Source organism: Pseudomonas sp. WS 5059, from assembly GCF_012985525.1.
In the GTDB taxonomy this organism is placed as follows: Bacteria; Pseudomonadota; Gammaproteobacteria; order Pseudomonadales; family Pseudomonadaceae; genus Aquipseudomonas.
The window spans coordinates 1,065,847-1,091,327 of record NZ_JAAQWO010000001.1 but is presented as its reverse complement, the minus strand read 5'-3'; the positions used below and the strand labels follow the sequence as shown (position 1 = coordinate 1,091,327).

Annotated in this window: 18 protein-coding genes and 2 pseudogenes; 8 read left to right on the top strand and 12 right to left on the bottom strand. The window is 62.1% G+C overall.

Annotation, left to right across the window (positions count from 1 at the left end; genetic code table 11):
* A pseudogene (locus HBO12_RS04655) lies at positions 1-385 on the bottom strand (ribonucleotide-diphosphate reductase subunit beta); the annotation flags it as partial.
* A gap of 224 nt (positions 386-609) precedes the next feature.
* Here HBO12_RS04655 and HBO12_RS04650 point away from each other — a divergent pair.
* On the top strand, positions 610-1,077 hold the full coding sequence (locus HBO12_RS04650) for a GNAT family N-acetyltransferase (RefSeq protein ID WP_169955301.1): 468 nt from the start codon (positions 610-612) through the stop codon (positions 1,075-1,077).
* A 1,593-nt stretch (positions 1,078-2,670) separates the two neighbouring features.
* Positions 2,671-4,986: a hypothetical protein gene (locus HBO12_RS04645; RefSeq protein ID WP_170041591.1), complete on the top strand. Its 2,316-nt coding sequence runs from the start codon at positions 2,671-2,673 to the stop codon at positions 4,984-4,986.
* Between the two features lie 2 nt (positions 4,987-4,988).
* Here HBO12_RS04645 and HBO12_RS04640 read toward each other — a convergent pair whose 3' ends face one another.
* The 8 genes from HBO12_RS04640 to HBO12_RS04605 all read right to left on the bottom strand — a co-directional run bounded on the left by HBO12_RS04640 (position 4,989) and on the right by HBO12_RS04605 (position 16,000).
* A complete protein-coding gene (locus HBO12_RS04640; protein WP_169955299.1) occupies positions 4,989-5,777 on the bottom strand; it encodes an ABC transporter ATP-binding protein in 789 nt (262 codons plus the stop codon).
* Between the two features lie 11 nt (positions 5,778-5,788).
* Positions 5,789-6,550 (bottom strand): ABC transporter permease, encoded by a 762-nt coding sequence (locus HBO12_RS04635; RefSeq protein ID WP_170041590.1) that lies wholly within the window; start codon positions 6,548-6,550, stop codon positions 5,789-5,791.
* A gap of 9 nt (positions 6,551-6,559) precedes the next feature.
* Positions 6,560-7,321 (bottom strand): ABC transporter permease, encoded by a 762-nt coding sequence (locus HBO12_RS04630; protein WP_169955297.1) that lies wholly within the window; start codon positions 7,319-7,321, stop codon positions 6,560-6,562.
* Positions 7,322-7,526: 205 nt separating this feature from the next.
* Positions 7,527-9,989 carry a TonB-dependent receptor plug domain-containing protein gene (locus HBO12_RS04625; protein WP_170041589.1) on the bottom strand — a complete coding sequence of 821 codons (2,463 nt, stop codon included), beginning with the start codon at positions 9,987-9,989 and terminating at the stop codon, positions 7,527-7,529.
* A 152-nt stretch (positions 9,990-10,141) separates the two neighbouring features.
* Positions 10,142-12,379, bottom strand: coding sequence for a TonB-dependent receptor (locus HBO12_RS04620; protein ID WP_170041588.1), 2,238 nt, complete (start codon positions 12,377-12,379; stop codon positions 10,142-10,144).
* A gap of 306 nt (positions 12,380-12,685) precedes the next feature.
* On the bottom strand, positions 12,686-13,744 hold the full coding sequence (locus HBO12_RS04615) for an ABC transporter substrate-binding protein (RefSeq protein ID WP_169955294.1): 1,059 nt from the start codon (positions 13,742-13,744) through the stop codon (positions 12,686-12,688).
* A gap of 20 nt (positions 13,745-13,764) precedes the next feature.
* Complete coding sequence (locus HBO12_RS04610; RefSeq protein ID WP_170041587.1) at positions 13,765-14,829, bottom strand: ABC transporter substrate-binding protein; 1,065 nt, start codon at positions 14,827-14,829, stop codon at positions 13,765-13,767.
* Positions 14,830-14,848: 19 nt separating this feature from the next.
* Positions 14,849-16,000: an LLM class flavin-dependent oxidoreductase gene (locus HBO12_RS04605; protein WP_170041586.1), complete on the bottom strand. Its 1,152-nt coding sequence runs from the start codon at positions 15,998-16,000 to the stop codon at positions 14,849-14,851.
* A gap of 412 nt (positions 16,001-16,412) precedes the next feature.
* Between HBO12_RS04605 and HBO12_RS04600 the strand changes: the two genes are divergently transcribed.
* The 3 genes from HBO12_RS04600 (at position 16,413) to HBO12_RS04590 (ending at position 20,192) form a co-directional block, all read left to right on the top strand.
* Entirely contained in the window at positions 16,413-16,853 is a 441-nt protein-coding gene (locus tag HBO12_RS04600) for a c-type cytochrome (protein WP_154842703.1), read from the top strand.
* Positions 16,854-16,856: 3 nt separating this feature from the next.
* A complete protein-coding gene (locus tag HBO12_RS04595; protein ID WP_169955291.1) occupies positions 16,857-18,278 on the top strand; it encodes a cbb3-type cytochrome c oxidase subunit I in 1,422 nt (473 codons plus the stop codon).
* 72 nt (positions 18,279-18,350) lie between these two features.
* Complete coding sequence (locus tag HBO12_RS04590; protein WP_170041585.1) at positions 18,351-20,192, top strand: nitric oxide reductase activation protein NorD; 1,842 nt, start codon at positions 18,351-18,353, stop codon at positions 20,190-20,192.
* Here HBO12_RS04590 and HBO12_RS04585 read toward each other — a convergent pair.
* Both HBO12_RS04585 and HBO12_RS04580 read right to left on the bottom strand, forming a co-directional pair.
* Positions 20,186-20,386, bottom strand: a complete 201-nt coding sequence (locus tag HBO12_RS04585) for a protein DnrP (protein ID WP_170041584.1) — start codon at positions 20,384-20,386, stop codon at positions 20,186-20,188. The genes HBO12_RS04590 and HBO12_RS04585 overlap by 7 nt on opposite strands.
* Positions 20,383-21,084 (bottom strand): Crp/Fnr family transcriptional regulator, encoded by a 702-nt coding sequence (locus tag HBO12_RS04580; RefSeq protein ID WP_170041583.1) that lies wholly within the window; start codon positions 21,082-21,084, stop codon positions 20,383-20,385. Before HBO12_RS04580 ends, HBO12_RS04585 begins: the two co-directional genes overlap by 4 nt.
* A 513-nt stretch (positions 21,085-21,597) precedes the next feature.
* On the opposite strand from HBO12_RS04580, the gene HBO12_RS04575 reads away from it, so the two are divergent.
* Positions 21,598-22,785, top strand: a complete 1,188-nt coding sequence (locus tag HBO12_RS04575; protein WP_170041582.1) for an NnrS family protein — start codon at positions 21,598-21,600, stop codon at positions 22,783-22,785.
* 10 nt (positions 22,786-22,795) lie between these two features.
* Positions 22,796-23,227, top strand: a complete 432-nt coding sequence (locus HBO12_RS04570) for a hypothetical protein (protein ID WP_170041581.1) — start codon at positions 22,796-22,798, stop codon at positions 23,225-23,227.
* A 40-nt stretch (positions 23,228-23,267) separates the two neighbouring features.
* On the opposite strand, the pseudogene HBO12_RS04565 reads toward HBO12_RS04570, so the two are convergent.
* A pseudogene (locus HBO12_RS04565) lies at positions 23,268-23,717 on the bottom strand (hemerythrin domain-containing protein); the annotation flags it as partial.
* A gap of 178 nt (positions 23,718-23,895) precedes the next feature.
* On the opposite strand from HBO12_RS04565, the gene norR reads away from it, so the two are divergent.
* Positions 23,896-25,413 carry a nitric oxide reductase transcriptional regulator NorR gene (norR, locus tag HBO12_RS04560; RefSeq protein WP_170041580.1) on the top strand — a complete coding sequence of 506 codons (1,518 nt, stop codon included), beginning with the start codon at positions 23,896-23,898 and terminating at the stop codon, positions 25,411-25,413.
* Positions 25,414-25,481: the final 68 nt, after the last annotated feature.

Sequence of the window (25,481 nt, the reverse complement as noted above, 5' to 3'; positions counted from 1 at the left end):
TGTCGGCGGTCATGTTGACCTCTTGCGGCATCCAGTGGTTGGCGCAGCCGTCGAGGTACTTCTGCCAGGCCCAGTCGTACTTGAAGGGCACGAGTTGGTTGAGGTCGGCGCGGCAGTTGATCATGCGTTTTTCGTCAACGGCGACACGGGCGGAGGCGCCTTCCAACTCGGCGAGGCCTTCGGCGACGTCGAGTTTGTCCAGGGCGGCCTTGGCACGCACGATGGCGGCGGAGTCATTGGCGGTGACGGCGCGGGCCTCGATGGCGGCGGCGGCACCGGCACCGTCGAGGCGGTCCATGTTGGCTTCGGTGGCGTGGCCGGCGTTGGCGCCACGGATCACGGCTGCACCGGTGTCTTCGGTGTCGACTTCATCCCAACTCAGCATGAAATACTCCTTCCTGGTCTGTTCTGACGGTGTGTGAGGCCGTCCAAAAAACTTGATAGTTACCGGCATCGCACACTATGTAGTGGTCGGCTGCGTGTGTGGGCACACTATATGGTGTGTAGGAAAGCTGGTCAACGCACAAGATGTGCGGTCTTCGGTCGCTGCCCGGCGCAAGATCAGCTATAACGCCTGGGTTTATTGGCCCTGCTCGGAAACTCAAAGGAATGAAAAATCTACTGATCCGCCCAGCCACCCAGGACGACGCCGAGAGCATCTTCCAGGTGCATAAAAACTCCGTCGAAAACCTGTGCACCGCCGACTATGGTGCCGAACAGATCGCCATGTGGCTTGATGGCCGCTCCCCTGAGACTTACCGCCCGGCCATCGCCGCCGGCAACCTGTGGCTGGCCTGCAGCGATGTGCTCCAGGGCTTTGTGGAGATCGAGGGTCTGGAAGTCAGCAAGTTGTTTATTCGTGGCGAGGCGGCCGGGCAGGGGGTGGGTAAGCGCCTGTTGGCCGAGGCTTTGCAGCAGATCGCCGCAGCCGGGCATACCAGCGCCTACCTGGAAGCGACCCTGACCGCCGAAAAATTCTACGCCGCGTGCGGTTTTCGCAAGATTGGCGAAGGCACCTTCAGCCGTGGCAACAGCCCGGTGTCTATCGAGATCATCAAGATGGCGCGCATTCTGTAGTGAGAGGCGCGCTGCATTTGGAAATACCTTGTGGTTTGCTCTCGGATTTGTCTGTCAGGGTGGCATTGCGTCTGGTGCTAGGTTTTATCACTCCAGGAGCCCTTCACATAAAAGGATATTGAATGAACAAAACCTGTTAGCTGGAGTGATTATGCACGTATCGTCCCTGCCCAATACCTTGTCGTTCATTAGACAAAATCAGTCCGCTCAAACCTCCCCTCCAACTTCCCATGAAGAACGTCGAGAACCATCACCGGGGCAACTGACGACGCAGAACGATGTGCCAGACAAGCGCCGCCTGCGTAGGGGAGTACCGGCGGCAGCTGTTCGCGAGACGGGCAGCGCAGATGATTTTTTTTCAAAAGTAGAAAGTGTCAAACAAAGCCAGGGCCGAGAGGCCTATATGCGAGGGTATAACTCACCGGGGTCCGTGCCGCTGCCGGCTGGTTATTCGGATTTGATGAGTAGTTCCGAGTTTTATAAAATGGCATTGCAGCCCGGGGTGACCGATGAGCAATTAGGCATGCTCAAGCACTTGGCCGAAAAGCGCACTATTATCAAAACACAAGAAAGGGTGATGGAGTTTTCGAACGTAGTTTCGGGTAAAGAAACTAAGTTGACACCCATGCCGCAAAGTTATTATCTGGCAATGATTAACCAATCGAGCGACGGAGAGTGTGCGGGCATATCGCACCTGCTGTCCTTGGCGACAAGGGAGGGCAAGGCTGATATTTTCCTGGGCAATATTTACCAGGCGCTGGCTTCTCCTGATACGCCTGAATCTCAAGCATTCTTTGCTGCAATCGGCAGGGCCCAGAAGTACGCCGGGTATGCCGATAAGGCTCATGATCCGGCCACTGACAGGCTCGGGTCTTACAAGTCAATCGTAGCGCAGCTCCTCAAAGCCCCAGCCCCGACGACGTTGATTATTTCCGCCAGTGGGCATCGTCTATCGGCAGGAGTGACGGCGGGAGCGGACGGTAAACGGACCTATTATTACGCCGACCCCAATATTGGCTTGGTCAGGTTTTCTTCTGCCAAGGCCTTTGAAAGCGGGATGAAAAAAATCTTTACCGATCCAGATCTGAAAAAATTAATTAGGCCATACAACAACGATCTGGATAACCCTAAATACAGGTTCAGCGTATTTAATCCAGAGCATGTCTCGGGGATTAGACCGACGTCCACGCGGATGCAACTGGCATATAACGCGCCCTTGGCCGATCTTGATACGATAAAAGTAGTTGATAGCGCGCACCTGCCTTCCTCGGCTGATTTTAGAAAACATACAAGGCCCGTTGCGGGTATGGAAGCTGCGGTTTATCAAAATGTTCTGGAAAGCGTGGACAACATACATGCCAAGAAAGGTATGGCCCAGTATCACGCCACCTTCGATTCATTGAAAACCGTTCAGGGCTTTATAAAACAGTACCCCGGTTCCCCGTACATTGGCAGCATGCAGGGGCTTGAGCAAAAGTTGCTGCGCACCTTAGCCCAAGCAACCCCACCTCCCAGTTATCCGTACATCGACAAAGAGATGCAGCGCGATCGCCAGTTGTTTGCCACACACCAGGGGGGACGCCTCTTGCCAGGATGGCTGCACCCACTGTCATCAACAATACGGGGGAAGTGCAGCGCCTTCAGGCCCTCGATGACAGCCAGCCGCCGATCCGTATCGGCACCCTGGATATCAGTCGCGTCGATCTTTACAAAATGGGCATCCATATCCACGGCAAGCCGATAGATGCCCAGCCTGCAGGTGACCCGAATGGCAAGCTGTTGGCCAATAACCTGCAAATTGATTTTGCGCGTTTCAAGGCATGGTCCGGTTCCGGTGATGTCCGGTTCAGTGACCAGGCAACCAAGCTGTTCTTTGAAATTGCGATTCATCGTGATCCGTCCGCTGGACCGCTGATCCCCAGTACCGAAGTTTCGAAGGTGCCTGAAAACTTCGAAAAGCAGATGCAGCAAGTGCACAAGATTTCGGCTCAGATTCAAGAGATGGTTCGCACTAAACAAGCGATGCCTGCGAATTTCTTTGATGCAGGTGGGGTGGACAAGTTTGGAAAAACGCGGGCTGCGGGCTTGGGTTTCCAGGCATTCAGTACATTCCAGGGGCTGCGCAGCGCGATAGAGTCTTTTCACAATGGAGACGTGACCCAAGGCAGTATCAGTTTAGGTGCAGTGGCTGCCCAGTATGGGGGCGACGCGATTGGGGCTTCGCTCAACAAGTTGGGGCAAAGTGTCATTCATAAGGCTGCGCCTTCGATCATGGGATTTAAAGCGTCGAGTGTTGGGCAACTGATTGGCAAAGTCGGCACCGGGGCGGGTGCGGCGGTCAGCGTGCCGTTTGATATCTACAGTGCTGTCGATTCCTTTAAAAAGGCCAGTAAGAGCAGCGGTGCTCAAGCCCAGGACCATTATGTTGACGGTGCTTTCGCGGTGGCCAACGCCGCGACCTCGGTAACGTTGGGCGCCGCATTCATGATGGGGGCGGCGTCGGCTGGGCCGGTGGGCCTGGTCGTGGCCGGGACGCTCATGATGAGCCAGATGATTTACCACTCCGTGCGCAGCGTGGAAGAGCTGGATAAGGTCACGCCGCTTTCGGGCGAACAAAAGGCCGTCACCGGTGTGAGGGCGTTCCTGGGTCTGGAGCCTGGATTTGATGTGCTCAAGCCTTACCTGCAGACCCAATACACCCACGAAATCGATGAGCAACGCCAAGCTCGCTATAAAGCGTTCCTGAGCGGTGATGCAAAGAACACCTTCGAGCGGGTGGTCTACGGCTCGTCGCAGGTTGAGGTCAAGCAAGTGGACGGCAAAGTCCCACTGACGCCAAGAGTCTGGTTTTCGCCGGTCACCTGGCTGCTGAATCTGATTCCAGTACCCGGCAAGGTCCCGTCGGTGGCGGTTCGTGATGGCACTGACCGGGTAGGCGTGGATGAAAGCTATTCATCATTTAACGGCAAACCGGTCAAACAGGTTGAAGGCGAGTTGGGTGATGGAAAAGCCACGTTATGGGACCTGGGTGGTGGTGATGATTATGTAAGAGGGGTGGAAAACAAACCCAACGTCTTCTTGCTAGGTACCGGCAAGAAGGTGGTCAGTGGCGGGCGCGCTGATGACACGGTGGTCATGAATGCCGATGCACGCCAGACACTGGAGCGGGCGCGGGAGGTCGAGAAAACGGGAAACAAAGATTTCAGTCCCAGGCAAATATCCCTGGAGGGTGGCGAGGGACGTAACACCCTGGTTTTTTCTGGAGAATTAAGTTCGCCACGCGACGATGTTGGAAAGAAAGAAAGTGTCAGCTACGTAGGGCATGTCATTAATCTGAAAGACCATACCGTCTCGGTAAAAACTGAAAAATCCAACACCGAGGGGGTGAAAAAAAACGCCAGTGTGCAGAACTTTTCCAATGTCACCACGGTGAAGAACGGCGAAAGTTATGTTCAAGGTGATGATCAGAATAATTTGCTGACCCTCAATGGCCGCGAGGACATTGCCCGCACAGGCAAGGGGGCCGATGTCGTGGTGATCAATGGGGGGGCCAGGGTGGTCGCTGAAGGCGGCAGCAATACGTACATCATCAATAAGGGGTCAGGCAGTGTTCACATAGAAGACCTGCAGGGCAGTACCGTTCAACTGGACTACACCGACGCCCAAATCTCGGACTGGCAGGTGACGCCCGCGGGGGATCTGAAGGTGACCTTGGACGGCGGCACTGCCGAGCAACGCCGGTCCGTCGAGTTCAAGGGGGCTTTTTCCAATGACCCGAAAGACCAAGGCAAGTCACGGCCAGTATTCATCACCAGCGATGGGGTGATGATGAGTGTCATTGACCCGCGCAAGCCGGGATCATCCACAGACACGCCACAGATCCAGCGCCTGAAGGTTGCGGCGGGCTGACCTCAGTGGCCTGTCAGCTCCTCCAGCAGTTGCCGCTTGTGCTGTTGCAGCACCGCTGAAGCACGATCCCGTGGGTGGGGCAGGTCGACACGGATCTCGTGCTTGATCCGCCCCGGATGGGCGTCCATCACAATCACCCGGTCGCCCAGGTACAGTGCTTCTTCGATGTCATGGGTGACCATCAGCACCGTGCAGCGCTGCTGCACCCAGATGCGCTGCAGTTCCCGTTGCAGGTGCACGCGGGTCAGGGCGTCGAGGGCGCCGAGCGGTTCGTCCAGCAGCAGGACCTTGGGCTTGTTGATCAGCGCCCGGGCAATCGCGGCGCGTTGCGCCATGCCGCCGGACAACTGATGGGGGTACGCATTCTCGAAACCGCTGAGGTTGACCAGGGCGATGTGCTCGGCCACCTGGCGGTTTTTCTCGGCCTGGGGCAGGTCATGGTTTTTCAGGGCCAGGGCGATGTTCTGGCTGACGGTCATCCACGGGAACAACCGGTGGTCCTGGAACACGATGCCGCGCTCCAGGCTGGTGGCGGCGATGCGTTTGCCATCGAGCAGGATATCGCCCTCGTACTCGGCCTCCAGGCCGACAATCAGGCGCAGCAAGGTGGATTTGCCGCAGCCACTGGCGCCGACGATGCTGACGAACTCGCCGGGTTGCACGTCGAGGTGAATATTGTGCAGCACCGGCAACGAGCGGCCTTCGATCCGGTAGGCCTTGTTCAGGCCGCGAATCTGCAAGGCGCCGGTTTGCAGGTGCTGGTGTAAGGCGTGGTGAGCGATTGCATTCATGTCAGGGCCTTTCAACGAAGGTGGCGCCAGCGCAGCAGGTGGCGCACGAGGCGGTTAAACAACAGGGTCATGAGGTAGCCGAGCAGGCCGATGCACAACACGCAGAGCACGATGACTTCCATGCGCGAGCCGGCCTCGGCATTCATCATCAAGTTGCCCAGGCCCGCTGCGGAAGACAGGAATAACTCGCTGCCAATCGTCGTGACCCAGGCAAAGGCCAGGGCGTGCAAAACGCCGGTCGCGATGCTCGGCAGCGCGGCCGGCAGCAGCACCTGGGTGAAGCGCTGCACGGGGCTCAGCACCAGCACCAGGCCCACTTCGCGGTAACGCTGCTCGACATGGGTAAAGCCCTGCCAGGTGTTCAGCACCATCGGGTAAAACGCGGCCAGGCTGACGATCAGCACCTTGGAAAACTCGCCATTGCCGAACCACATGGCGATGAGCGGGATCCAGCCAAGCATCGGCACCTGGCGAATGCTATGGAACAGCGGCCCGATCAAGCGGTTGGCCACGCTGGACAACGCCATCAGCACCCCCAACGCCACGCCGAACACAATGCCCAGGGCCAGGCCGCTGCTGGTGCGCGCCAGGCTCGCCAGCAGGTTGACCAGCAACTCGCCGTTGCCGAGCATATCCAGCAAGGCCGTGCCAATCGCCGACAGCGGCACGAACGCATAGGCACCGGCCGCGCCCTGGTGCGAGGCGTATTCCCAGGCAAGGACCAGCAGCAGCGGGAGCAACAGCCCGCGGGACTTTTTCAGCAGGTTCGTCATAGAGGGCTCCTAGCGCGTCTGCCAGCGAAACAGGCGCTGTTCGATATGGCGCAACAGGTAGTCGATGGCAAAGCCGATCACGCCGGTGACCACCACCCCGACCATCACAATGTCGATGCGCAGCATCTGCCGGGCCATCTCGATCATCTGCCCCAGGCCGCTGTCGGCCGCCAGCAACTCGGTGGCCACCAGCACCACCCAGGCGCGGGTCAGGCTGATGCGAAAACCGGTGATGATCGGCGGCGCGGCGGCGGGCAGGGCCACCAGGCGCACAAAGCTCGGCCAGCGCAGGCGGTACACGTCGGCGACCTCGAAGTAGCTGCGCGGGATGCCCTTGACCCCTTCGCCGGCCGCCAGGGCCACCGGGAAAAACGCGGTCTTGGCCACGATGATGATCTTGAAGGTTTCATCGATGCCAAACAGCAGCACGAACATCGGAATCAAGGCGATGCTGGGGATCTGGCGCAGGGTATGGAACAGCGGCCCGCAATAAGCCTCGACGGTTTTCGACAAAGCCATCAACACGCCAAAGCCCAGGCCACACAGCGAGCCGATAGCAAAGCCAATGCCCAGCCGTGACAGGCTGTTGCCCAGGTGTTCCTGCAACTCGCCGCTGGCCAGCAGATCGGCAAAGGTCTGCAGCACCTGCGCGGGCGGCACCAGCAGGTTGCGCGGGAACAGCCCCAGGTGCGCGACCCACGCCCACACTGCCAGCAAGGCCAGGGGGGAGATCAGCCAGGTAAGAGGGTTCAGTAAGTGATTCAGGCGCATGGCAGGTCTTATTTCAGCGAAGTACCCAGCCACCATCGCAAGACATGTGCCATAAACCCGTAAACCCTGTAGGAGCCCGGCTTGCCGGCGATGGCGCCCTTCTGCCATGCGCAGGGCATGAGGCCGCAATCGCCGGCAAGCCGGCTCCGACAGGGGGAAATGGTGGTTGGGTGCTGCTGTGGCAACACCCGTTCAGCAGTCGCGTCTAGAAGTCGTAACTCACGCTGGTGTAGTAGAACGCGCCCTGGGCACCTTCTGGGCTGGTGATCGAGTAGATCGGCACGCCGTACAACTGCGCGCCATCGGCCTTGTCCGGGTGGCTGTCGAACAGGTTGATCGCGCCTACCGAGACCTTCAGGCCCTTGTCGAAGGTGTACGACAGGTCCACGTCCGTGACCCACTGCGGGCTGTAGGTCTGGTCCAGGCTGGGGTTGGTGGCATTGCGGCTGATCCATTGGCCATAGCGGCGTTGGGCAACCGTCAGGCCCCAGTTCTCATACAGCCAGTTGGCGCTCAGGGTCAGTTTGGTTTCTGGCGTGCCTTCTTCGATCAGGCCCTGGGTGTTGCGCCCGACAATCTGCGATCCCTTGATATTGCCCACGTCGCGCAACGCCGTGATTGTGGTGCGGTTCTTCGCAAAGCCGCTGCTCAGGTTCAGGCGCCCCCATTGCTGCAGGTTCCACTGATAGTTGCCGGTCAGCTCGATACCATCGGTGCGCGTATCGGCGACGTTGGTGTAGAACGCCGCGCTCTGGATATTGGCGTAGGGCGTGCCGGCAAAAATCGGCGTGACCACCGCAGACGGCAGTTGGTCGGAGAGGGTGATGCGGTTGTCGATATTGATCCGGTACGCATCCACCGTCACCGAGGCGTTGTCCAGCGGGCGCCATACCAGGCCCAGGGAGTAGTTGGTGGACTCCTCGGGCTTGAGTGCCTTGCCGCCCAGCAACCGCGCTTCCTGGCTGTCGGCGCGCAGGGTGCGTTGCTGCACTTCCACATAGTTGCCGCTGCCGGGCGGCTGTTCCACCACCTGCACGCTGAACGACGACATGCCGCTCTGCACCAGCGACGGCGCGCGGTAGCCGGTGCTGGCGGTGGCGCGCGCGGCGATCTGTGGGGTGAAGTCGTAGCGCAGCGACAGCTTGCCGTTGGTGGTGTCGCCGAAGTCCGAATAGTGCTCGGTACGCACTGCCACCCCGGCCTGGAATTTCTCGGTGACCTGACCTTCGACATCGATATAGGCGCCCAGCACCTTGCGCTCCAGGGACGCGGCATCGACCTGGGTGATGCCCGAGTAATACCCAGGGATGCGGCGCCCGGTGATCGGGTCGACCGTGTTGAACAGCGGCCCGTTCTGCCAGCCCGCCGCATCACCGGCACTCAGTTGGTAGTTCTCCTTGCGCCAGGCCAGGCCGGCGGACAGGGTCAGCGGCTTGAACAGCAGGTCGGTGGGGAAGTCGCGCACCCAGTCCAGGGTCAGGTTGGTCTGCTCGTTTTCGCGCTGGCCGGTGTAGATATTCGCCGGGCTATTGGTGCCCCAACTGGGGTTGATCGCATTGCGATCGGTGGATTCGAGCGTGTTGTTACCGTGGTTCAGCGCCAGGTCGAACTTGCCCAGTTGCTCGTGTTCGTAGCGCAGGCCGCCGGTCACCGCATAGTCCTGCAGACTGTAGCGCGTCACCGGCAGGCGCCCGTCGGGGTAACGCTGCAACGCGGTACTGCCGTAGTTGCTGCGCAGGGTGGTCGGCGGGTCGAAAAATCCTTCGGCGTCGGTGTTCTTGTGGGCGTAGGTGGCAAACCCATAGGCGGTCAGGCCGTCGCCGACGCCAATCTCACTGTTGGCCACGAAGTTGTACTGGTCGGAGACATTGCCCGAGCCCCAGCGCCAGGTGCGGTAGCGGTTGTTCTGTTCCCGGGGCGTGTTGATGCTGGTGGAACCTTGATAGAAGATCCGGTTGTCGGGGTTGGTGTCGCTGGCCGGATCCTGGCTGCCGGCGTCGAAGCTCAGGGTCAGGAAACCGTCGTTGGGTAGGCTGAAGCCTTTCCAGCCGCTGAGTTTGCGCTGGATACCATCGCCCTTGTCATAGCCGCCAAAACGGTAGCCGACGTTGCCGCCGTCGTCGTTTTCCTTGAGCACGATATTGATCACCCCGGCGATGGCATCCGAGCCGTATTGCGCCGCCGCGCCGTCACGCAGGATCTCCACGCGCTGGATCGCACTCAGGGGGATCAGGCTCAAATCCACCGCCGCTGCGCCCCGGCCATTGACCAGGCTTTGGCGGGTGATATTGGCGCTGCTGTGGCGGCGCTTGCCGTTGACCAGCACCAGCACCTGGTCCGACGCCAGGCCGCGCAGCGATGCGCCTTGGGCGATAGAGCCGGCGAAGGCACCCTGGGGTGACTGCGGGAAATTGAACGACGGCGACAGGGCGGTCAGCGCGCCAGACAGGTCGCTGGCGCCGGTCTCTTGCAGTTGCTCGCCGGACAGCACATCCACCGGCGCGGCGCTTTGCAGGGCGGTCAGGTCGCTGCGGCGGGTGCCCAGTACCACCACGGTGTCGAGGTGGTCGGTCTTGGCCGTGGGTTGGATTGGTGCGGCAATGGCGGGCACGGCAAGGCTGCCCAGGACCAGCGCGATGGCGCCGGCCAGTGGAGTGTGCTGGAACATAAACGTATTCCTTTCAAACAAGGCTGGCCCTCCAAACAATGCAGATCACCTGTAGGAGCCCGGCAAGCCTGCGATGGCGAGCTCAAGGACGCTATCGCAGGCAAGCCTGGCTCCTACAGTGGGTCTGTGTTGTTTGGGAGAGGGGCTTGGGCTTAGAAACGGCTGGTCACGCTCACGCCCACGGTGCGTGGGTCGCCGTAGGTGATCACGTACTGCCCCAGTCCACCGTTTGGCCGGCCATGCACCTGGTAGCGGCGGTCAGTGAGGTTGTTGACGAAGCCGGTGACGCTGAGTTTTTCATCGGCGCTGTACCAGCTCAGGCGGCTATTGACCAGGGTGTAGTGGGGTTGGCTGAGGGTCTTGTCGGCGCTGCTCTGGCGGTCGGCGAGGAAGTATTCCTTGTCGCGGAAACTGGCGTCGGCCCCGGCCACCAACTTGCCGCCGATCTGCAGCGCGATGGTGTAGTCGCCACCCACCGACACCACATTGCGCGGCGAGCGCACAAAGCTGTTGCCGCTGTAGTCACCGGTGACCGCGCCGGTGTTGGGGTTGGTGTTCTTGAAGTCGGTGTATTCGGTATCGAGGAACGACACCGCCGCCCGCAGGTGCAGGGAGTCGGTGGGCTGGCCTTCCAGTTCCAGCTCGGCGCCCTTGACCTTGCCTTTGGCGCCATTGGTCAGGGCCGTGGTCAGCACGCCGTTGTTGACTGTCAGCAGGTTGACCTGAATATCCGAATAGTCGTAGTAGAAAATGTTCGCGTTGGCGGTCAGGCGGCGGTTGAACCACTCGGACTTGACCCCGAACTCATAGGCGTCGAGTTGTTCCGGGTCCACCGTGGTCAACTGCGCCAGGCTGGTGGACAGCCCGGTGTTGAAACCACCGGAACGGAAGCCGTGGGCATAGCGAAAGAACACCCGTACGTTGTCATTGATCCGGTATTCGGGCGTGACATCGTAGGTCCAGGCTTCCCAGGTCTTGTTCTCCTGGCGGCTGCCATTGGTGCCGCTGCCGGCCAAGGGCACCAGCGGGCCGTTGGCGGTATTGCGGGTCAGTTGGGTGAGGTTCAGATCGATGTCTTTCTTTTCCTGGGTCCAGCGCAGGCCGCCGGTCACGGTGAAGTTGTCGGTGAGGTCGTAGGTCAGGTTGCCAAACAGCGCGTAGCTGTTGGTCTTGTGGTCGTAATTGAGATCCCGCAGGTCGGTCGCGCCATTGATCTGGTTGGAACCGGTGCCATTGGGCGTCGGGCCGGGGGCAATGAAACGTCCGCCGCTGCTGTCCAGGTCTTCGTGGAAGTAGTGCGCACCGGCCAGCCAGCGCAAGGTTTCCTGCTGCGGCGAGGCCAGGCGGATTTCCTGGGAATACTGGGTGTATTTGTTATCGCTGGTGGACGTGCCGTTGACCTCATAGGGCGTGTAGTCGGCATCGCTGCTGGACTGGCCGCGAATGTAGTCATAGGCGCTGATGGAGGTGAGGGTGTAGTCGCCCAGGTGCCAATTGAGGGTCAGGGACGTGCCGTCATGGTTGAGCTTGGAATCGTCCTTGACGTTGAGCGCGATATTACGGCCTTCGGGGCGCTGGTAGCCGACGTTGTAGTAGCGGCCCAGGGTCAGCGCCCCGTTGGAACCGTCGCCCTTGAACTCGCGGCTGTGGATCTTCAGCAGCGCGTCCAGGTCCGGGTTGAGCTGGGCAAGGAACTGCAGGCGCACGGCCTTTTTGTTGACGTCGCCGTAGGTGTGATCGTCCACCAGGTTTTTCTGGAAGCCGTCGCGCTCCTCGGAGTACAGCGAGATCCGCGCGGCGAGTTTTTCGTCCACCAGCGCGCCGCCAAGGGCGCCGCTGAGGATCCTTTCATTCTTGCTGCCAAAGCCGATGGTGCCGAAACCGTCAGTGTCGAACGCGGGTTTTTTCGAAATGATATTCACCGCGCCCGCCGTGGTGTTCTTGCCATACAGGGTGCCCTGGGGCCCGCGCAGGATCTCGATGCGCTCCAGGTCAAACAGCGGGCCGCCGCCGGCAATCGGTGCGTTGAGGTAAACGTCATCGGCATAAATGCCCACTGGGTACACCGTGGCCGCCCCGGTGTCGCCGGTGCCCAGGCCGCGGATGTACCAGCGTGGGCGGCCGTCGCCGTCGGGGTTCTTCGCCGAGGCGTTGGGAATGAAAGTGGTGATGTCGCCCATCGAGCGCACGCCGTCGGCCACGATGCTGGTGCCCTGGACCGCCGACACGGCCACCGGCACCTCTTGCAAGGTCTGCTCCCGGTGTTGCGCGGTGACGGTGACGGTCTTGAGTGCCGGCTCGTTTTCAGTGTCGGCTGCCAGCACGTAATCGCTGCCAGTGAACAGCAATGCGAGCCACAAGCCCTTGGTGATTGGATTAAGTTTGTGCATGTAAATCTCCCCCGGAAAAGTGTCCTTGAAGGGGCTAGAGCAGAGATCGTGCCAATCCCGATACGTGTATTTATGTTATTGATATTTAAGGATAAAAAGTTTTTGTTTGGACGTGATTAAACGCGGCGAATCCGGGCTGTCGAGGATCCAGCAAAAACTGCGTGGCCAGTGCTGCTGGAGCAGCACAGAAAGTGCTGCGTGGCCAACACTGTAGGAGCCGGCTTGCCGGCGATGGCGCCCTTGAAAGCACTGCATCACTCAGGGGCGTCATCGCCGGCAAGCCGGCTCCTAAAGGGGTTGAGGGGGTCAGACTGCGACGCGGGAGGTGGAGCCGATGACTTTTTCCAGCACGCTGAAGTCGATCCAGTCGCGCACATCGAAATGCCGTGGGATGAAGTGCCAGCGATGCAGGAAATCGGTGAAGTCCTGCAAGGCCTCGATCGAGCGGGAGTCCAGGGTGGTGCGCAGCCGCCGATGGGCATCCTCGCCATAGGCCGCCGTCACCCAGTACTCGCTGGTGTTCAGCTCCTGGGCGAGAAAGCGCCGGGTCTCGTCGGGATTGGCCCAGGCCCATTGCTCGGTGCGCAATACCGTATCGACAATCTTCACGCTGGCATCGAAATGCTCGTGCAGCAGGTGGGTATCTACCGTCAGCGTACGCGGCGTGCCGTTGTTGCTGCGGATCAACGGGTCAGGGTGGGAGCCGGTATCGACCACCACATGCAAGCCGAACTCATTGGCCAGGTGTACGGCGTGGGCGCCCTTGAGGAAAATCGCATCGATATCGCCGCGCAGCAGGCCGATCAGCTCGTTGTTGCGCCGGCTGAAGCGGCTCACCCCGAGGCTGGCCGGGGTGCCGTACACGTACTGGGTCTGGTTGTCGCTGTAGGTGCCGCCGTAGGGATAGTCCACCAACTCCACATCCGCCACGTTCAGGCCTTCGAGCTTGAGCGCGTTTTCCAGGCCGCGCAGGGCCTGGGCGCGGGTGAAGTCGATCTGCACGTTGGCCCACTTGGGCAGGCCGAAGCGCCGGTTTTTCAAGTCGCGCACGCTTCTCACGCCGCTTTCGGCGGTGGTCAGGATCAACTGCACCTCATCGCTCCACGACAGCCCCAGCACACGGGTCTGGACCCCGCTGGAGTAGGCCCAGATGGCCGGGATATTGCCGCCGTGGCGCACCGAGTTCTTCAGGTGGTGGTCGTAGTGGGCTTCGCGTACTTCGCGCTCGGTGGACTCGCGCAGGGATTGGATATTGGTGCCAAATGGCTGGAAGGCTTCGGCCAGTCGCCCGGACTGCACCGCGATGCCAAGCCCGGTGGGCACCGGGCTGTGGGTGTACCAGAGAGTATCGAGTGGTTTGCTCATAAAGGTCTTCGTTCAAATCCCTATGCCCTGTAGGAACCCGGCAAGCCGGGCTCCTGCAACGATGTCAGGTGGTTGAGGGGCCGCGCATCGATCCAGGCGCGCACATCAAAGCTGTTGGGGATAAAGCGCCAGCGGTGCAGGAACTGCACAAAGTCCTGCAGCGCGGCAATCGCCTGTTCATCCAGGGCCGTATGCAGCCGCAGGTGGGCATCCTCGCCATAGGCGGCGGTGACCCAGTATTCGCTGCTGTTGGTTTCCCGGGCCAGGTAGCGCCGTGTTTCTTGCGGGTGGGTGTGGGCCCATTGCTCGGCGCGCAATACCGAATCGAGGATACCGGTGGCCACATCCAGGTGGTTGTCCAACAGGTTCAGGTCCACCGCCAGGGTGCGCGGCGTGCCGTTGTTGCTGCGGATCAGCGGGTCCGGGTGCGAACCGGTGTCGATCACCGTGTGCAGGCCAAAGTCATGGGCGTGCTGGGCAGCGCTGGCGCCCTTGAGAAAGATCACATCCACCTCGCCGCGCAGCAGGCCGATCAACTCCAGGTTGCGTTCGGCCAGCGGTGCAGAGACCTGCGTGCCGGCGATGTTGCGCACCGGGCTGTCGCTGAAAGTGCCGCCATACCGGAAGTTCACCAGCTTCACATCGCCGACCTGCAAGCCTTCCAGCGACAGGGCATTTTCCAGGCCGCGCAAGGCCTGGGCGCGGGTGAAATCGATCTGCGCGCCGGACCAGTCGGGCAGGCCGAAAGTGCGGCCCTTGAGGTCCTTGACCGTTTGGATGCCGCTGCCCCGGCGGGTCAGGATCAATTGCACTTCATCGGCCCAGGACAAGCCGATCACCCGGGTCTCGCGGCCCTGGGCACGGGCCCAGATCGCCGGGATATTGCCGCCATGGCGCACCGAGTTGCGCAAGCTGTGATCAAAGTGCGACTCGCGCACGGCCTGGTCGTTGGACTCGCGCAGCGACTGCACCTCGGCGCCCAGGGCGCCGACGGTCTCTTGCAGCCAGCCTTTTTGCACGGCAATCCCCAGCCCGGTGGGCACCGGGCAGCGGGTGTACCAGAGGGTATCGAGGTGTTGGCTCATTCAGGGTCTCCCGCAGCAGTCAGGCGCTGGCGCGCAAAGGTTGGGTGGCCGCCTGTCGATGCACCAGCGGCAAGACTTCCTGGCCAATGCGCAGGGCCTCTTCCAGGTGCGGGTTGCCGGCGAGGATAAAGGTCGAGAACCCAGCGTCGCGGTACTCCACCAGGCGCTCGGCAATGTTCTCGTGACTGCCCACCAGGCCCACGGTGGGCCCCGGCTTGGCCTTGGCAAACCCGGCCCACAGGTTGGGGCCGATGATCAGGTCGTCGAAGCGGTCGACATTCTGGTGATAGGCCGTCTGGCGCGCCGCACCCACCGAATCCGAACCGTTGGTGAAACCTTTGGCGAGCACGCTGCCCTGGCCTTCGAGTTTGTCGAACTGGCGGCGCAGGTCTTTCCAGGCCAGCTCTTCGGTCTCCCGGGCAAACAGGTCGACCCGCAGGCCGAAGCGCACGCTGCGCCCCTGTTTGTCGGCCAACTCACGCACCCGCTCGATATGCGGCTTGAGCTTGTCGATGGGCTCGGCCCAATTGAGGTACACATCGGCATGCCTGGCGGCCACGTCCAGAGCGGCATCGGAGAACCCGGAAAAGTACACCCCCGGTTTGCGCTCATGGTGCAGGCCAGGGGGCAGGGCGCCGTTTTCCAACTGGTAGATATCACCGTCATAGGAGAACTTTTCCTGCTCCCACAGGCCCTGGATGATGTCGAGGAACTCCCCGGTACGTTTGTAGCGCAGGTCGTGTTCGAGGAAATCCCCATTGGCCCGCTGACTGGCCGGGTTGCCACCGGTGATGATGTTCCAGTCCAGGCGGCCCCGGCTCAGGTTCTGCAGGGTCGCTGCTTGCTGTGCGGCGTAGGCGGGCAGGGTCCAGGTGGCCTGGAAGGCAATCAGGAACTTGATACGCCGGGTTTCCCGGGCCAGCGCGGCCGCGACGATCCATGGCTCGGGCCCGGTGGGCAGCAATGCCCCTTCGAAGCCGGCCAACTCGGCGGCCTTGGCCACCTGGGCGATGTAGTCGATGTAGGTGAAACCGTCCGGCTCGCCATTGGGCAAGCGCCCCGGGGCGATATGGCCGGGGCGGTATTGCGCATTGCCCCGGTTGTGTTTGTCAGTGGTCAACTGCGGACCATCGGTGCCCAGCGGCAGGCGCCAGAAAAATTCAGTGCTCATGGATGCTCCTGATTCAGTCATGCAAGGTGCGAGGACCTGTTGCAGCAGCGAGTGCAACGGCCATGCCATGGCGGCTGCGGCCCCTGCGGGCGGGGGGATGCCTGCGGATGGGGGGCAGGAGCGATGTGGGGATTGCGTCTGTAGCAACACCTGAGCAGCAGTGGCTGTTCAGCGGGCAGCACAAAACTTTTGTAGGCGCTGGCTTGCCAGCGATGGCGGTGTATCAGTCGACACAGGTATTGACTGGGCCGCCGCCATCGCCGCCATCGCCGGCAAGCCGGCTCCTACAGGGACGCGCACGTCTCGACAATCAATACCCGACCAAAACCATCGGCATTTCTTGATCGCCATCAAGCAGCTTTTACCCCCCGGCTTTCTATCATGGCCCCTGCCAAGCAATGAGGAAGCGACCATGTCAGAGACCTTCACCAAGGGCATGGCCAGGAATATCTACTTCGGAGGAAGCGTGTTCTTCTTCCTGATATTCCTGGCCCTGACCTACCACACCGAACAAACCTTTCCCTCGCGCAGTAACCAGGACCAACTCACCGAATCGGTGGTACGCGGCAAGGGCGTCTGGGAGCGCAACAACTGCGTCGGCTGCCACACCCTGCTGGGCGAGGGTGCGTACTTTGCGCCGGAGTTGGGCAATGTGTTCAACCGCCGCGGCGGCGAGGAAGCGTTCAAGCCATTCCTGCACGCCTGGATGAAGATGCAACCCTTGGGCGTTCCCGGCCGGCGTGCGATGCCGCAATTCAACCTCAGCGACCAGGAGGTGGACGATATGGCCGAGTTCCTCAAATGGAGCTCGAAGATCAACACCAATGGCTGGCCGCCAAACAAGGAGGGCTAAGGGATGCGTACCGTCAATCCATATCTGAAATTCCAATCCCAGGCCGTGGCCAAACCCTACTTTGTATTCGCCCTGATCCTGTTCCTGGGCCAGGTGCTGTTCGGTTTGATCATGGGCCTGCAATACGTGGTCGGCGACTTTCTGTTCCCGTTGATCCCCTTCAACGTGGCCCGCATGGTCCACACCAACCTGCTGATCGTCTGGCTGCTGTTCGGGTTCATGGGCGCCGCCTATTACCTGGTGCCGGAAGAGGCCGACCGCGAGTTGCACAGCCCCAAGCTGGCAATCCTGCTGTTCTGGGTGTTCGCCGTCGCCGGCGTGTTGACCATCCTCGGCTACTTGCTGGTGCCCTACGCGGCCCTGGCCAAGCTGACCCACAACGAGTTGCTGCCAACCATGGGCCGGGAGTTCCTGGAGCAGCCGACCATCACCAAGATGGGCATCGTGGTCGTGTGCCTGGGCTTTCTCTACAACATCGGCATGACCCTGCTCAAGGGCCGCAAGACCACGGTGAGCATGGTGATGATGACCGGGCTGATCGGCCTGGCGGTGTTCTTCCTGTTCTCGTTCTACAACCCCGGCAACCTGGCGCGGGACAAGTTCTACTGGTGGTGGGTGGTGCATCTTTGGGTTGAAGGCGTGTGGGAGCTGATCATGGGTTCGATGCTCGCCTTTGTGTTGATCAAGGTCACCGGCGTCGACCGCGAGGTCGTGGAAAAATGGCTGTACGTGATCATCGCCATGGCCCTGATCACCGGGATCATCGGCACCGGTCACCACTTTTTCTGGATCGGTGCGCCCGAGGTGTGGTTGTGGGTCGGCTCGATCTTCTCGGCCCTGGAGCCGCTGCCGTTCCTGGCGATGGTGATGTTCGCCTTCACCATGGTCAAACAGCGTCGGCGCCAGCACCCGAACCGGGCGGCCACGTTGTGGGCCAAGGGCACCACGGTCACCGCGTTCTTCGGCGCCGGGGTCTGGGGCTTCCTGCACACCCTGGCACCGGTCAACTTCTACACCCACGGCACCCAATTGACTGCCGCCCACGGCCACCTGGCGTTCTTCGGCGCCTACGCCATGATCGTCATGACCTTGATCAGCTACGCCATGCCCCGCCTGCGCGGTATCGGTGAAGCACCGGATGCACGCTCCCAGACCCTGGAGATCTGGGGCTTCTGGATGATGGTCCTGTCGATGGTGATGATCACCCTGTTCCTCACCGCTGCCGGTGCCGTGCAGGTCTGGTTGCAACGCTGGCAAGTGGACGGTGTGGCGCTGCCGTTCATGGCCACCATGGACCACCTGACGGTGCTGTTCTGGGCACGGCTGGCCAGTGGCGTGGTGTTCCTGCTGGGCCTGCTCTGCTACCTGTGGAGCTTCCGGCAGCGGGGCAAAGGCTTGGACTCTGCCACCCCCGTGACCGCTTGAGCGGTCAACGTTAATCCCCAAGAGGGCGGCCCGGCAGGTACTGCGGGCCGTTTTACGTCTGGAGCACTTCACATGGCCTTTACCCTTGAGTTGGAAGAGTGGGTCGGCAGTGTCTGGCACCGCTTTATCACCCGTCGCGCCAGTGCCGACTTCCCCGAGGCGCGGGTCGATCTGGTCGACCGCCAGCGCAGCCTGGCCCTGTTGTTCCGCGCCCTGGGCGGTGCCCATGGGATAGCCGTGGAAGCCGCCAGCGAGCGCGACCTGCTGCTGCGCCGCAACCTGTTGATGCGCATCGCCGGCACCTGCCGGCAGGCGCCCCTGGCCTCGTGCGACGGCCATCGCCTGCGCCTGCCGGCAAGCCTGGCGGTGTTTCCCTCGGTGGCCCTGAACCTGGAGCTGTACCGCTGGCTGGCGCTGCTGGCCGCCCATGCCGGGCCGATGACCCACTGGGCCCGGGATAACCAGCGCTGGACCTGGCTGCTGTTGCAGCGTTACCCGGCCATGCTCCCCAGCTATCAGCGCCTGGTGGACGCCCACCTGCAATTGCGCCCCGATCCCGCTACCCTCAACCCCGCCGAAGCCGCCGTGGAAAAGGCCTTGCGCAAGGCCCTGCGTGAACCCGGCAGCGTGCGCCAGCTACCCCGTAGCGAGCGCGCCGCCTGGCCGTTGCCGCTGTGGCTGTATCCACCCTTGCACCTGCACAGCCCACAGGCCGCAGATCAGGACGACGAGGGCGACGACCTGACGACGCGGCCTGGCGAACAACAGGGCGCGCCCAAGCAGGCCAACCGTGTCGACGACAACAGCCGCGACGGTGGCCTGTTGGTGGTGCGCCTGGAAAACCTGTTCAGTTGGACCGAGCACGTCGATCTGGACCGCTGGGCCGACGACTCCGAAGACGAAGATGCCGCGCGGGTCGCCGAAGACCTCGACCAGTTGAGCCTGTCACGCCAGCGCGTGCGCAAGAGCGGCGGGCTGAAGCTGCACCTGGATTTGCCGCCGGCCGATGTCGATGACATCCCCCTGGGCGCAGGCATCAAGCTGCCGGAGTGGGACTACCGTCAGCAGCGCCTGCAAGCCAACTTCGTCAACCTGCAACTGCTGCAACCCCGCGACAGCGCGCCCCAGCCGCTGCCGGCTCGCCTGCTGCCCCAGGCCGCGCGTTTGCGCCGCCAGTTCCAGCAACTGCGTACCGACCGCCAATGGTTGCGCCAACAGCCCCAGGGCGCGGAACTGGACCTGCAGGCGTGGCTGGATTTTTATGTCGAGCGCCAGCACGGCGCATGCGCCGAGCGTGGCCTGTTCAAGGAGCAGCGCCGCACCCGGCGCGACTTGGCCTGTTTGCTGCTGGCCGATTTGTCGATGTCCACCGACGCCCATTTGAACGATACGCAAAAGGTCATCGACGTGATCCGCGACAGCCTGCTGCTGTTTGGCGAAAGCCTGGCGGGCCTGGGCGATGCGTTTGCCTTGTATGGCTTTTCGTCCTTGCGTCGCCAGCAGGTGCGCCTGCAACAGCTCAAGTCATTCCAGCAACCCTACGACGACCACACCCGCGGCTGCATCCAGGGCCTGAAACCGGGTTATTACACACGCATGGGCGCCGCCATCCGCCAGGCCACCCAGACCCTGGGCGCCTGTAGACAACGGCGCAAACTGCTGCTGATTGTGACCGATGGCAAGCCCAATGACCTGGACCTGTACGAGGGCCGCTACGGCGTGGAGGACACCCGCCAGGCCGTGCTAGAAGCGCGGCGCCAGGGCCTGGTGCCGTTCTGCATCACGATCGATAAACAGGCCGGGGAGTACCTGCCGTACATGTTCGGCGCCCACGGCTACACCCTGATCCGCCAGCCGGAACAACTGCCGCTGCGCTTGCCGCAGCTCTACCGGCAGTTGACCGAAGATCAGTAAAAGTCCCGGGGCAGCCAGAAGAACATCGTGATGCAGAACACCGCCAGCCCCAGGCAGAACCATTGGAAACGCTTGAGCCGCCGCGCCTCAAGGCTGGCGGTGGAGGCGGGCAGGGGCATGGCGCAGCGTTCGCAGGCCGCGTGGGGTGGCGGGTTGGCATGCTGGCAATACAGGCAGACTCGCGCTGTGCTCATTCAAATTGCTCCAGGCGCAGGCGATCAAGAATGGCGATCTGCCGACCGTCCTGGGTAATGATTTTTTCATCGATCAGCCGGCGAATGATCCGCGAGAACGTCTCCGGCTGGATCGACAAGTGCCCGGCGATCAACTGCTTGGCCATGGGCAGTTCGAACGAACTGTCGACGCTGTGCAGGCGCACCAGTTGCGTCAGCAGATAGCGCACCACGCGGTGGGTGGCGTTTTTCAGGGACAGGGTCTCGATCTCGTTGACCCGCTGGTGCAGGCGCACACACAACTTGCCCAGCAGGGCGAAGGTCAGGCGGCTGTTGCTGTGGAGCAGGCGCATATAGGTGGCGTTGGACAGGCGATACAACTGCGTGGGGCACACCGCCTCGGCGCAGGCCACGTAGTTGGGCGTGTCCATCAGCATCATCGCCTCGGCGAAGGTCTGCCGCTCGCCGATCACTTCAAAGACCTTTTCCTGGCCGTCCGGGGTCAGGCGGTAGATCTTCACCGCGCCGGCAATCACAAAGTAAAAGCCATCGGCCGGTTCGCCCTGGCGGAACAGCGGCTCGCCCTTGTCGACACTGAGCAACTGACTGCTGGCCATCAGCTCGTCCATCTGCTCTTCGTTGAGCGGCTCGAACAGGTGATGGCTGCGCAGGATCTGATGATGCACGCGGTGCAGGACCCTCGGCGTGTCGCTGATCATACAAGCCACAACGACAGGCCACTGGCCGCCGCCATCATCGAACCGAGAATCACGAACCAGGCCAGGGGCTGGATGACTTTTTTCATGGGGACTCCGTGGGGGCAGTAATAAGGGATAACCGGCTAGAGCAAGAGCTGGGCCAAGGCACGGGCCGTGTAAAACCTGGGCTGTAGCGCCCGCATGGTCAGAATGACCCTGCCTTTGTGGGTTTAAATAACCCTCTAATGGTCATTTAAACCCTCCTAGGCAACGCTAACCTCCTGTAGGAGCTGGCTTGCCAGCGATGGCATCGCTGCGGTGTACCCACCAGACCGAGGTGTTTGCATCGCAGGCAAGCCAGCTCCTACAGGTGTAGGGCGGCGCACCGGGGCATTCGGCCCGGCCTTTGCAACGCTTATCCTGCGACGGCCCCCAGGATAGTGCGCCGCCCAGGAGCCCTGCTTGATCTGCGACAAGGGCCAGGGGCGGGCAATCCCGGATGATCGGGCCGGCAATGACTTGAGGAGTGGTGGTATGCACGTGCTGGATCGACGCAAGGCCATGTCGATAACCCCGTTGTTTCGCCTGGCTTTCCGGCCATTTTTCCTCGGTGGCTGCCTGTTGGCGCTGCTGGCGATTCCCTTGTGGCTACTGGCCCTGGCCGGCGATGCGGGCTGGCAACCGGCGGGTGGCTGGCTGGCGTGGCATCGACATGAACTGCTGTTCGGTTTCGCCCTGGCAATCATCGGCGGGTTCCTGCTGACGGCGGTGCAGACCTGGACCGGCCGCCCCGGCATCAGTGGCGCGCCCCTCGCGGTGCTGGCCGGGTTATGGCTGGGCGCACGCCTGGCGTGGCTGTTCAACCTGCCATGGCCGTTGTTGGCTGTGCTGGAACTGAGCTTTCCCCTGGCGGTCGCCGGGCTGATGGGCTGGACCTTGTGGAAAGTGCGGCAACAACGCAACTACCCGATTGTGCTGGTGCTGCTGCTGTTGACCCTGGCCGATGGCCTGTCCCTGTATGGCCTGCTGCGCGGTGACGAAGGCTGGCAGCGCCAGGCGGTGTTGACCGGGTTGTGGCTGGTGGCGGCGATGATGGGCTTGATCGGCGGGCGGGTGATTCCGTTCTTCACCCAGCGCGGCCTGGGGCGTACTGAAGCAGTGAAGCCCTGGCCGTGGCTGGATTACCTGCTGTTGGCAGGCTCGGCGTTGGTGGCGCTGCTGTATGCCAGCGGTGTGGCGCTGATGCCCAGCCTTTGGGTTGGCCTGGTGTTTGCCCTGCTGGGGCTCGGTCATCTGCTGCGCCTGGTGCGCTGGCACGACCCAGGCCTGTGGCGCGTGCCGCTGCTGTGGTCGCTGCACCTGGCCTATGCCTGGCTGGCCGTGGCTTGCCTGGGCATGGCGCTGTGGCATTTCGGCGTGCCGCTGAACCCGAGCCTGGCGGTGCATGCGCTGACGGTGGGGGCGATGGGCGGGTTGATCCTGGCGATGATCGCGCGGGTCAGCCTGGGCCATACCGGGCGCCCACTGACGCCACCCAAGGGCATGACCCTGGCCTTCAGCCTATTGAACCTGGCCTGCCTGAGCCGGGTGCTGCTGGTGCTGATCTGGCCGTATGCCGCGTTGTGGCTGGCGGGCCTGTGCTGGACCCTGGGCCTGGGTGTGTATCTATGGCGCTATGCCCCAATGCTGTGGCGTGCGCGGGTTGACGGCCATCCGGGCTAGGAGAACGGGAATGCTCTATTCGTGGTTATTGATCGTGCATCTGCTGGCGGCCATCGCCTTTATCGGCACGCTGTTCTTTGAGGTGGTTATCTGGCACCGCGCCCGTGACGAGCTGGCGTGGTCGGCGCAGTTCACCAGCGACCAGGCGATTGCCCGGCGTTCGCGGCAGGTGCTGCATGGCGTGGTGGTGCTGTTGTATGGCGCGGGTATCGGCCTGGCCTGGCACTACCGCGGCGTGCTGGGCGCGCCCTGGGCCAGCCAGTTTTCGGCGATGTTGAGCCTGAAGATCGTGTTGGCGCTGAGCATCATCGGGCATTACCTGTTGCTCGCGTACTGGCTGGCGCAAAAACGCCTGAGCCCGCTGCGGGCGGTGTGGATCCGCCGCAGCATCCTTGGGCATATGGTGCTGATCGTGATCCTGGCCAAGCTGATGCTGCGCTGAGTCCTGTAGGCGCGAACAAGCTCGCGCCTACAGGCAGGGGTCAGGCTGTCAGCGCACGAACAAACAACACGTCATTTTCCAGATGAATATGCTCCAGCAAATCCCCATGAAACACCTCCAGCCCGTGATACAGGGCACGCCAGGTATTGCAGGCGTCAGCGGGCGGCTGGATGCGATGGGTCAGCGCCAGCAACTGCTCCAGGGCCTGGCCGTGTTGTTCATGCTCATAGCGCATGACCTGGATCGGCGGCGCGGCCTGGGGGCCCATGCCCATTTGCAGCATCGGGAACAGCACCTGTTCCTCCTTGAGCATATGGCCCTCCAATTCCTGTTCGATATCCCGCAGCAGGTCGGCCAGGCCATTGGGGCACGCCAGGTGATGGCCGTGGACCTGCTCCACACGGCTGGCCAGGCGGATCAGTTCCGGCAGTTGCTCGCGGTGGCGAGCGTGGTAGCGCTCCAGCAAATGTTCGATCAGTTGCGCCTGGGGCAGGCTGTCCGGGGCGATGGTGTTCATCGGCTTTCCTCATCAAGTGAACAGATACACCGCTGATTGCATGCCGTGTGCCATTGCCAACCCATTGAAAAACCGCATTTAATTTTTTGTAGTGGTCAGGATCACCCTGATGCTGCACGGTAGAACCGACCATACAAGGGTAGTAATGACCATGTTGCGTGAAAGTCTGTCGGCCGACCTGATTGTCGAATTGCCCAACGCGGTGCGCCTGCAACGCCTGGTGCAGACCCTGCGCGAATATTTCCATAGCGGCGCCGTGGGCCTGTTGCGCCTGGATGGCGACGACAGCCTGCGTCCGGTGGCCACGGTGGGGCTGGTGCATGAGGCCCTCGGCCGGCGTTTTGTGATTGCCCAGCATCCACGACTGGCGGCGATCATGGCGTCCCGCGAGCCGACCTGGTTCGAGCCCGACAGCCGCCTGCCGGACCCGTACGACGGGCTGTTGGACACCCAGGTCGGCGAACCGCTGCCGGTGCATGACTGCATGGGCGTGAGCCTGTTCGTCGAGGGCCGGCCCTGGGGCGCGATTACCCTGGATGCCCTGCACGCCGGGACCTTCGACGCCAATGCCCGCGAGCAACTCAAGCGCTGTACGTTGCAGATCGAGGCTGCGGTGCGGGTCACGCGGCTGGAGCAGGAGAACCGCAGCCTGCGCCTGTCACGCCATGAACCGCTGGCGGGTTTGCCCAGGGTCGAAGATGGCGAAATCCTCGGCCAGAGCCCGGTCCTGCACCAGTTGCTCAACGAGCTGGATGTGCTCGCCGATTCGGACCTGCCGGTGTTGCTGCTTGGCGAAACCGGGGTCGGCAAGGAGCTGTTCGCGCGGCGCCTGCATCGCCTGTCGCGGCGCAGTAAAAAGCCGCTGATCCAGGTCAACTGCGCGGCGCTGCCGGAGTCGTTGGCCGAGAGCGAGTTGTTCGGGCATGTCAAAGGCGCGTTCTCCGGCGCCACCAGCGACCGCGCCGGGCGTTTTGACGCGGCCAACGGCGGCACGCTGTTCCTCGATGAAGTGGGCGAGTTGCCGTTGAGTGTGCAGGCCAAACTGCTGCGCACCTTGCAGAACGGTGAGATCCAGCGCCTGGGCGCCGACAAGCCGTTGCATGTGGATGTGCGGATCATCGCCGCCACCAACCGCCACCTGCCCGAGAGCATTCGCCAAGGGCTGTTTCGCGCCGACCTGTACCACCGGCTGTCGGTGTACCCGGTGCCGATCCCGGCATTGCGCGAGCGCGGCCACGATGTGCTGCTGCTGGCCGGGCACTTCCTGGAGCTCAACCGCGCGCGCCTGGGCCTGCGCGGCTTGCGCCTGTCACCGGCAGCCGAGCAGAGCCTGCTTGGTTATGCCTGGCCGGGCAATGTGCGCGAGCTGGAACACGTGATCAGCCGCGCTGCCCTCAAGCAGTTGAGCCGTGGCGGCAATCGCAACCAGATCATGACCCTGGAAGCCGAGCTGCTGGATCTCGACAGCGCCACCTTGGCCCAGGCCCCTGTGCCTGAAGTGCCGGCGCCAGCATTCCAGAGCTTGAGCGATGCGGTGGACGACTGCCAGCGCCAGAAGGTGCGCCAGGCCTTGAGCCTGTCCGGCGATAACTGGGCCAGCGCTGCGCGCATGCTCGGCCTGGACTCCAGCAACCTGCACAAACTGGCGCGGCGCCTGGGGCTCAAGTAGCCGGGCTGCGACCCCATGCCGCGGCGCGCAGTTGATCGCGATCAAGGTGCGCAGGGCGTCGGCTGATC

What these genes read in the sequence shown, in the direction of transcription:
- HBO12_RS04610 (WP_170041587.1), bottom strand. Translation starts at nt 14,829, where the DNA reads ATGAGCCAACACCTCGATACCCTCTGGTACACCCGCTGCCCGGTGCCC.
- HBO12_RS04625 (WP_170041589.1), bottom strand. Translation starts at nt 9,989, where the DNA reads ATGTTCCAGCACACTCCACTGGCCGGCGCCATCGCGCTGGTCCTGGGC.
- HBO12_RS04575 (WP_170041582.1), top strand. Translation starts at nt 21,598, where the DNA reads ATGCACGTGCTGGATCGACGCAAGGCCATGTCGATAACCCCGTTGTTT.
- HBO12_RS04595 (WP_169955291.1), top strand. Translation starts at nt 16,857, where the DNA reads ATGCGTACCGTCAATCCATATCTGAAATTCCAATCCCAGGCCGTGGCC.
- HBO12_RS04580 (WP_170041583.1), bottom strand. Translation starts at nt 21,084, where the DNA reads ATGATCAGCGACACGCCGAGGGTCCTGCACCGCGTGCATCATCAGATC.
- HBO12_RS04615 (WP_169955294.1), bottom strand. Translation starts at nt 13,744, where the DNA reads ATGAGCAAACCACTCGATACTCTCTGGTACACCCACAGCCCGGTGCCC.
- HBO12_RS04570 (WP_170041581.1), top strand. Translation starts at nt 22,796, where the DNA reads ATGCTCTATTCGTGGTTATTGATCGTGCATCTGCTGGCGGCCATCGCC.
- HBO12_RS04650 (WP_169955301.1), top strand. Translation starts at nt 610, where the DNA reads ATGAAAAATCTACTGATCCGCCCAGCCACCCAGGACGACGCCGAGAGC.
- HBO12_RS04645 (WP_170041591.1), top strand. Translation starts at nt 2,671, where the DNA reads ATGGCTGCACCCACTGTCATCAACAATACGGGGGAAGTGCAGCGCCTT.
- HBO12_RS04630 (WP_169955297.1), bottom strand. Translation starts at nt 7,321, where the DNA reads ATGCGCCTGAATCACTTACTGAACCCTCTTACCTGGCTGATCTCCCCC.
- HBO12_RS04640 (WP_169955299.1), bottom strand. Translation starts at nt 5,777, where the DNA reads ATGAATGCAATCGCTCACCACGCCTTACACCAGCACCTGCAAACCGGC.
- HBO12_RS04590 (WP_170041585.1), top strand. Translation starts at nt 18,351, where the DNA reads ATGGCCTTTACCCTTGAGTTGGAAGAGTGGGTCGGCAGTGTCTGGCAC.
- norR (WP_170041580.1), top strand. Translation starts at nt 23,896, where the DNA reads ATGTTGCGTGAAAGTCTGTCGGCCGACCTGATTGTCGAATTGCCCAAC.
- HBO12_RS04620 (WP_170041588.1), bottom strand. Translation starts at nt 12,379, where the DNA reads ATGCACAAACTTAATCCAATCACCAAGGGCTTGTGGCTCGCATTGCTG.
- HBO12_RS04585 (WP_170041584.1), bottom strand. Translation starts at nt 20,386, where the DNA reads ATGAGCACAGCGCGAGTCTGCCTGTATTGCCAGCATGCCAACCCGCCA.
- HBO12_RS04600 (WP_154842703.1), top strand. Translation starts at nt 16,413, where the DNA reads ATGTCAGAGACCTTCACCAAGGGCATGGCCAGGAATATCTACTTCGGA.
- HBO12_RS04635 (WP_170041590.1), bottom strand. Translation starts at nt 6,550, where the DNA reads ATGACGAACCTGCTGAAAAAGTCCCGCGGGCTGTTGCTCCCGCTGCTG.
- HBO12_RS04605 (WP_170041586.1), bottom strand. Translation starts at nt 16,000, where the DNA reads ATGAGCACTGAATTTTTCTGGCGCCTGCCGCTGGGCACCGATGGTCCG.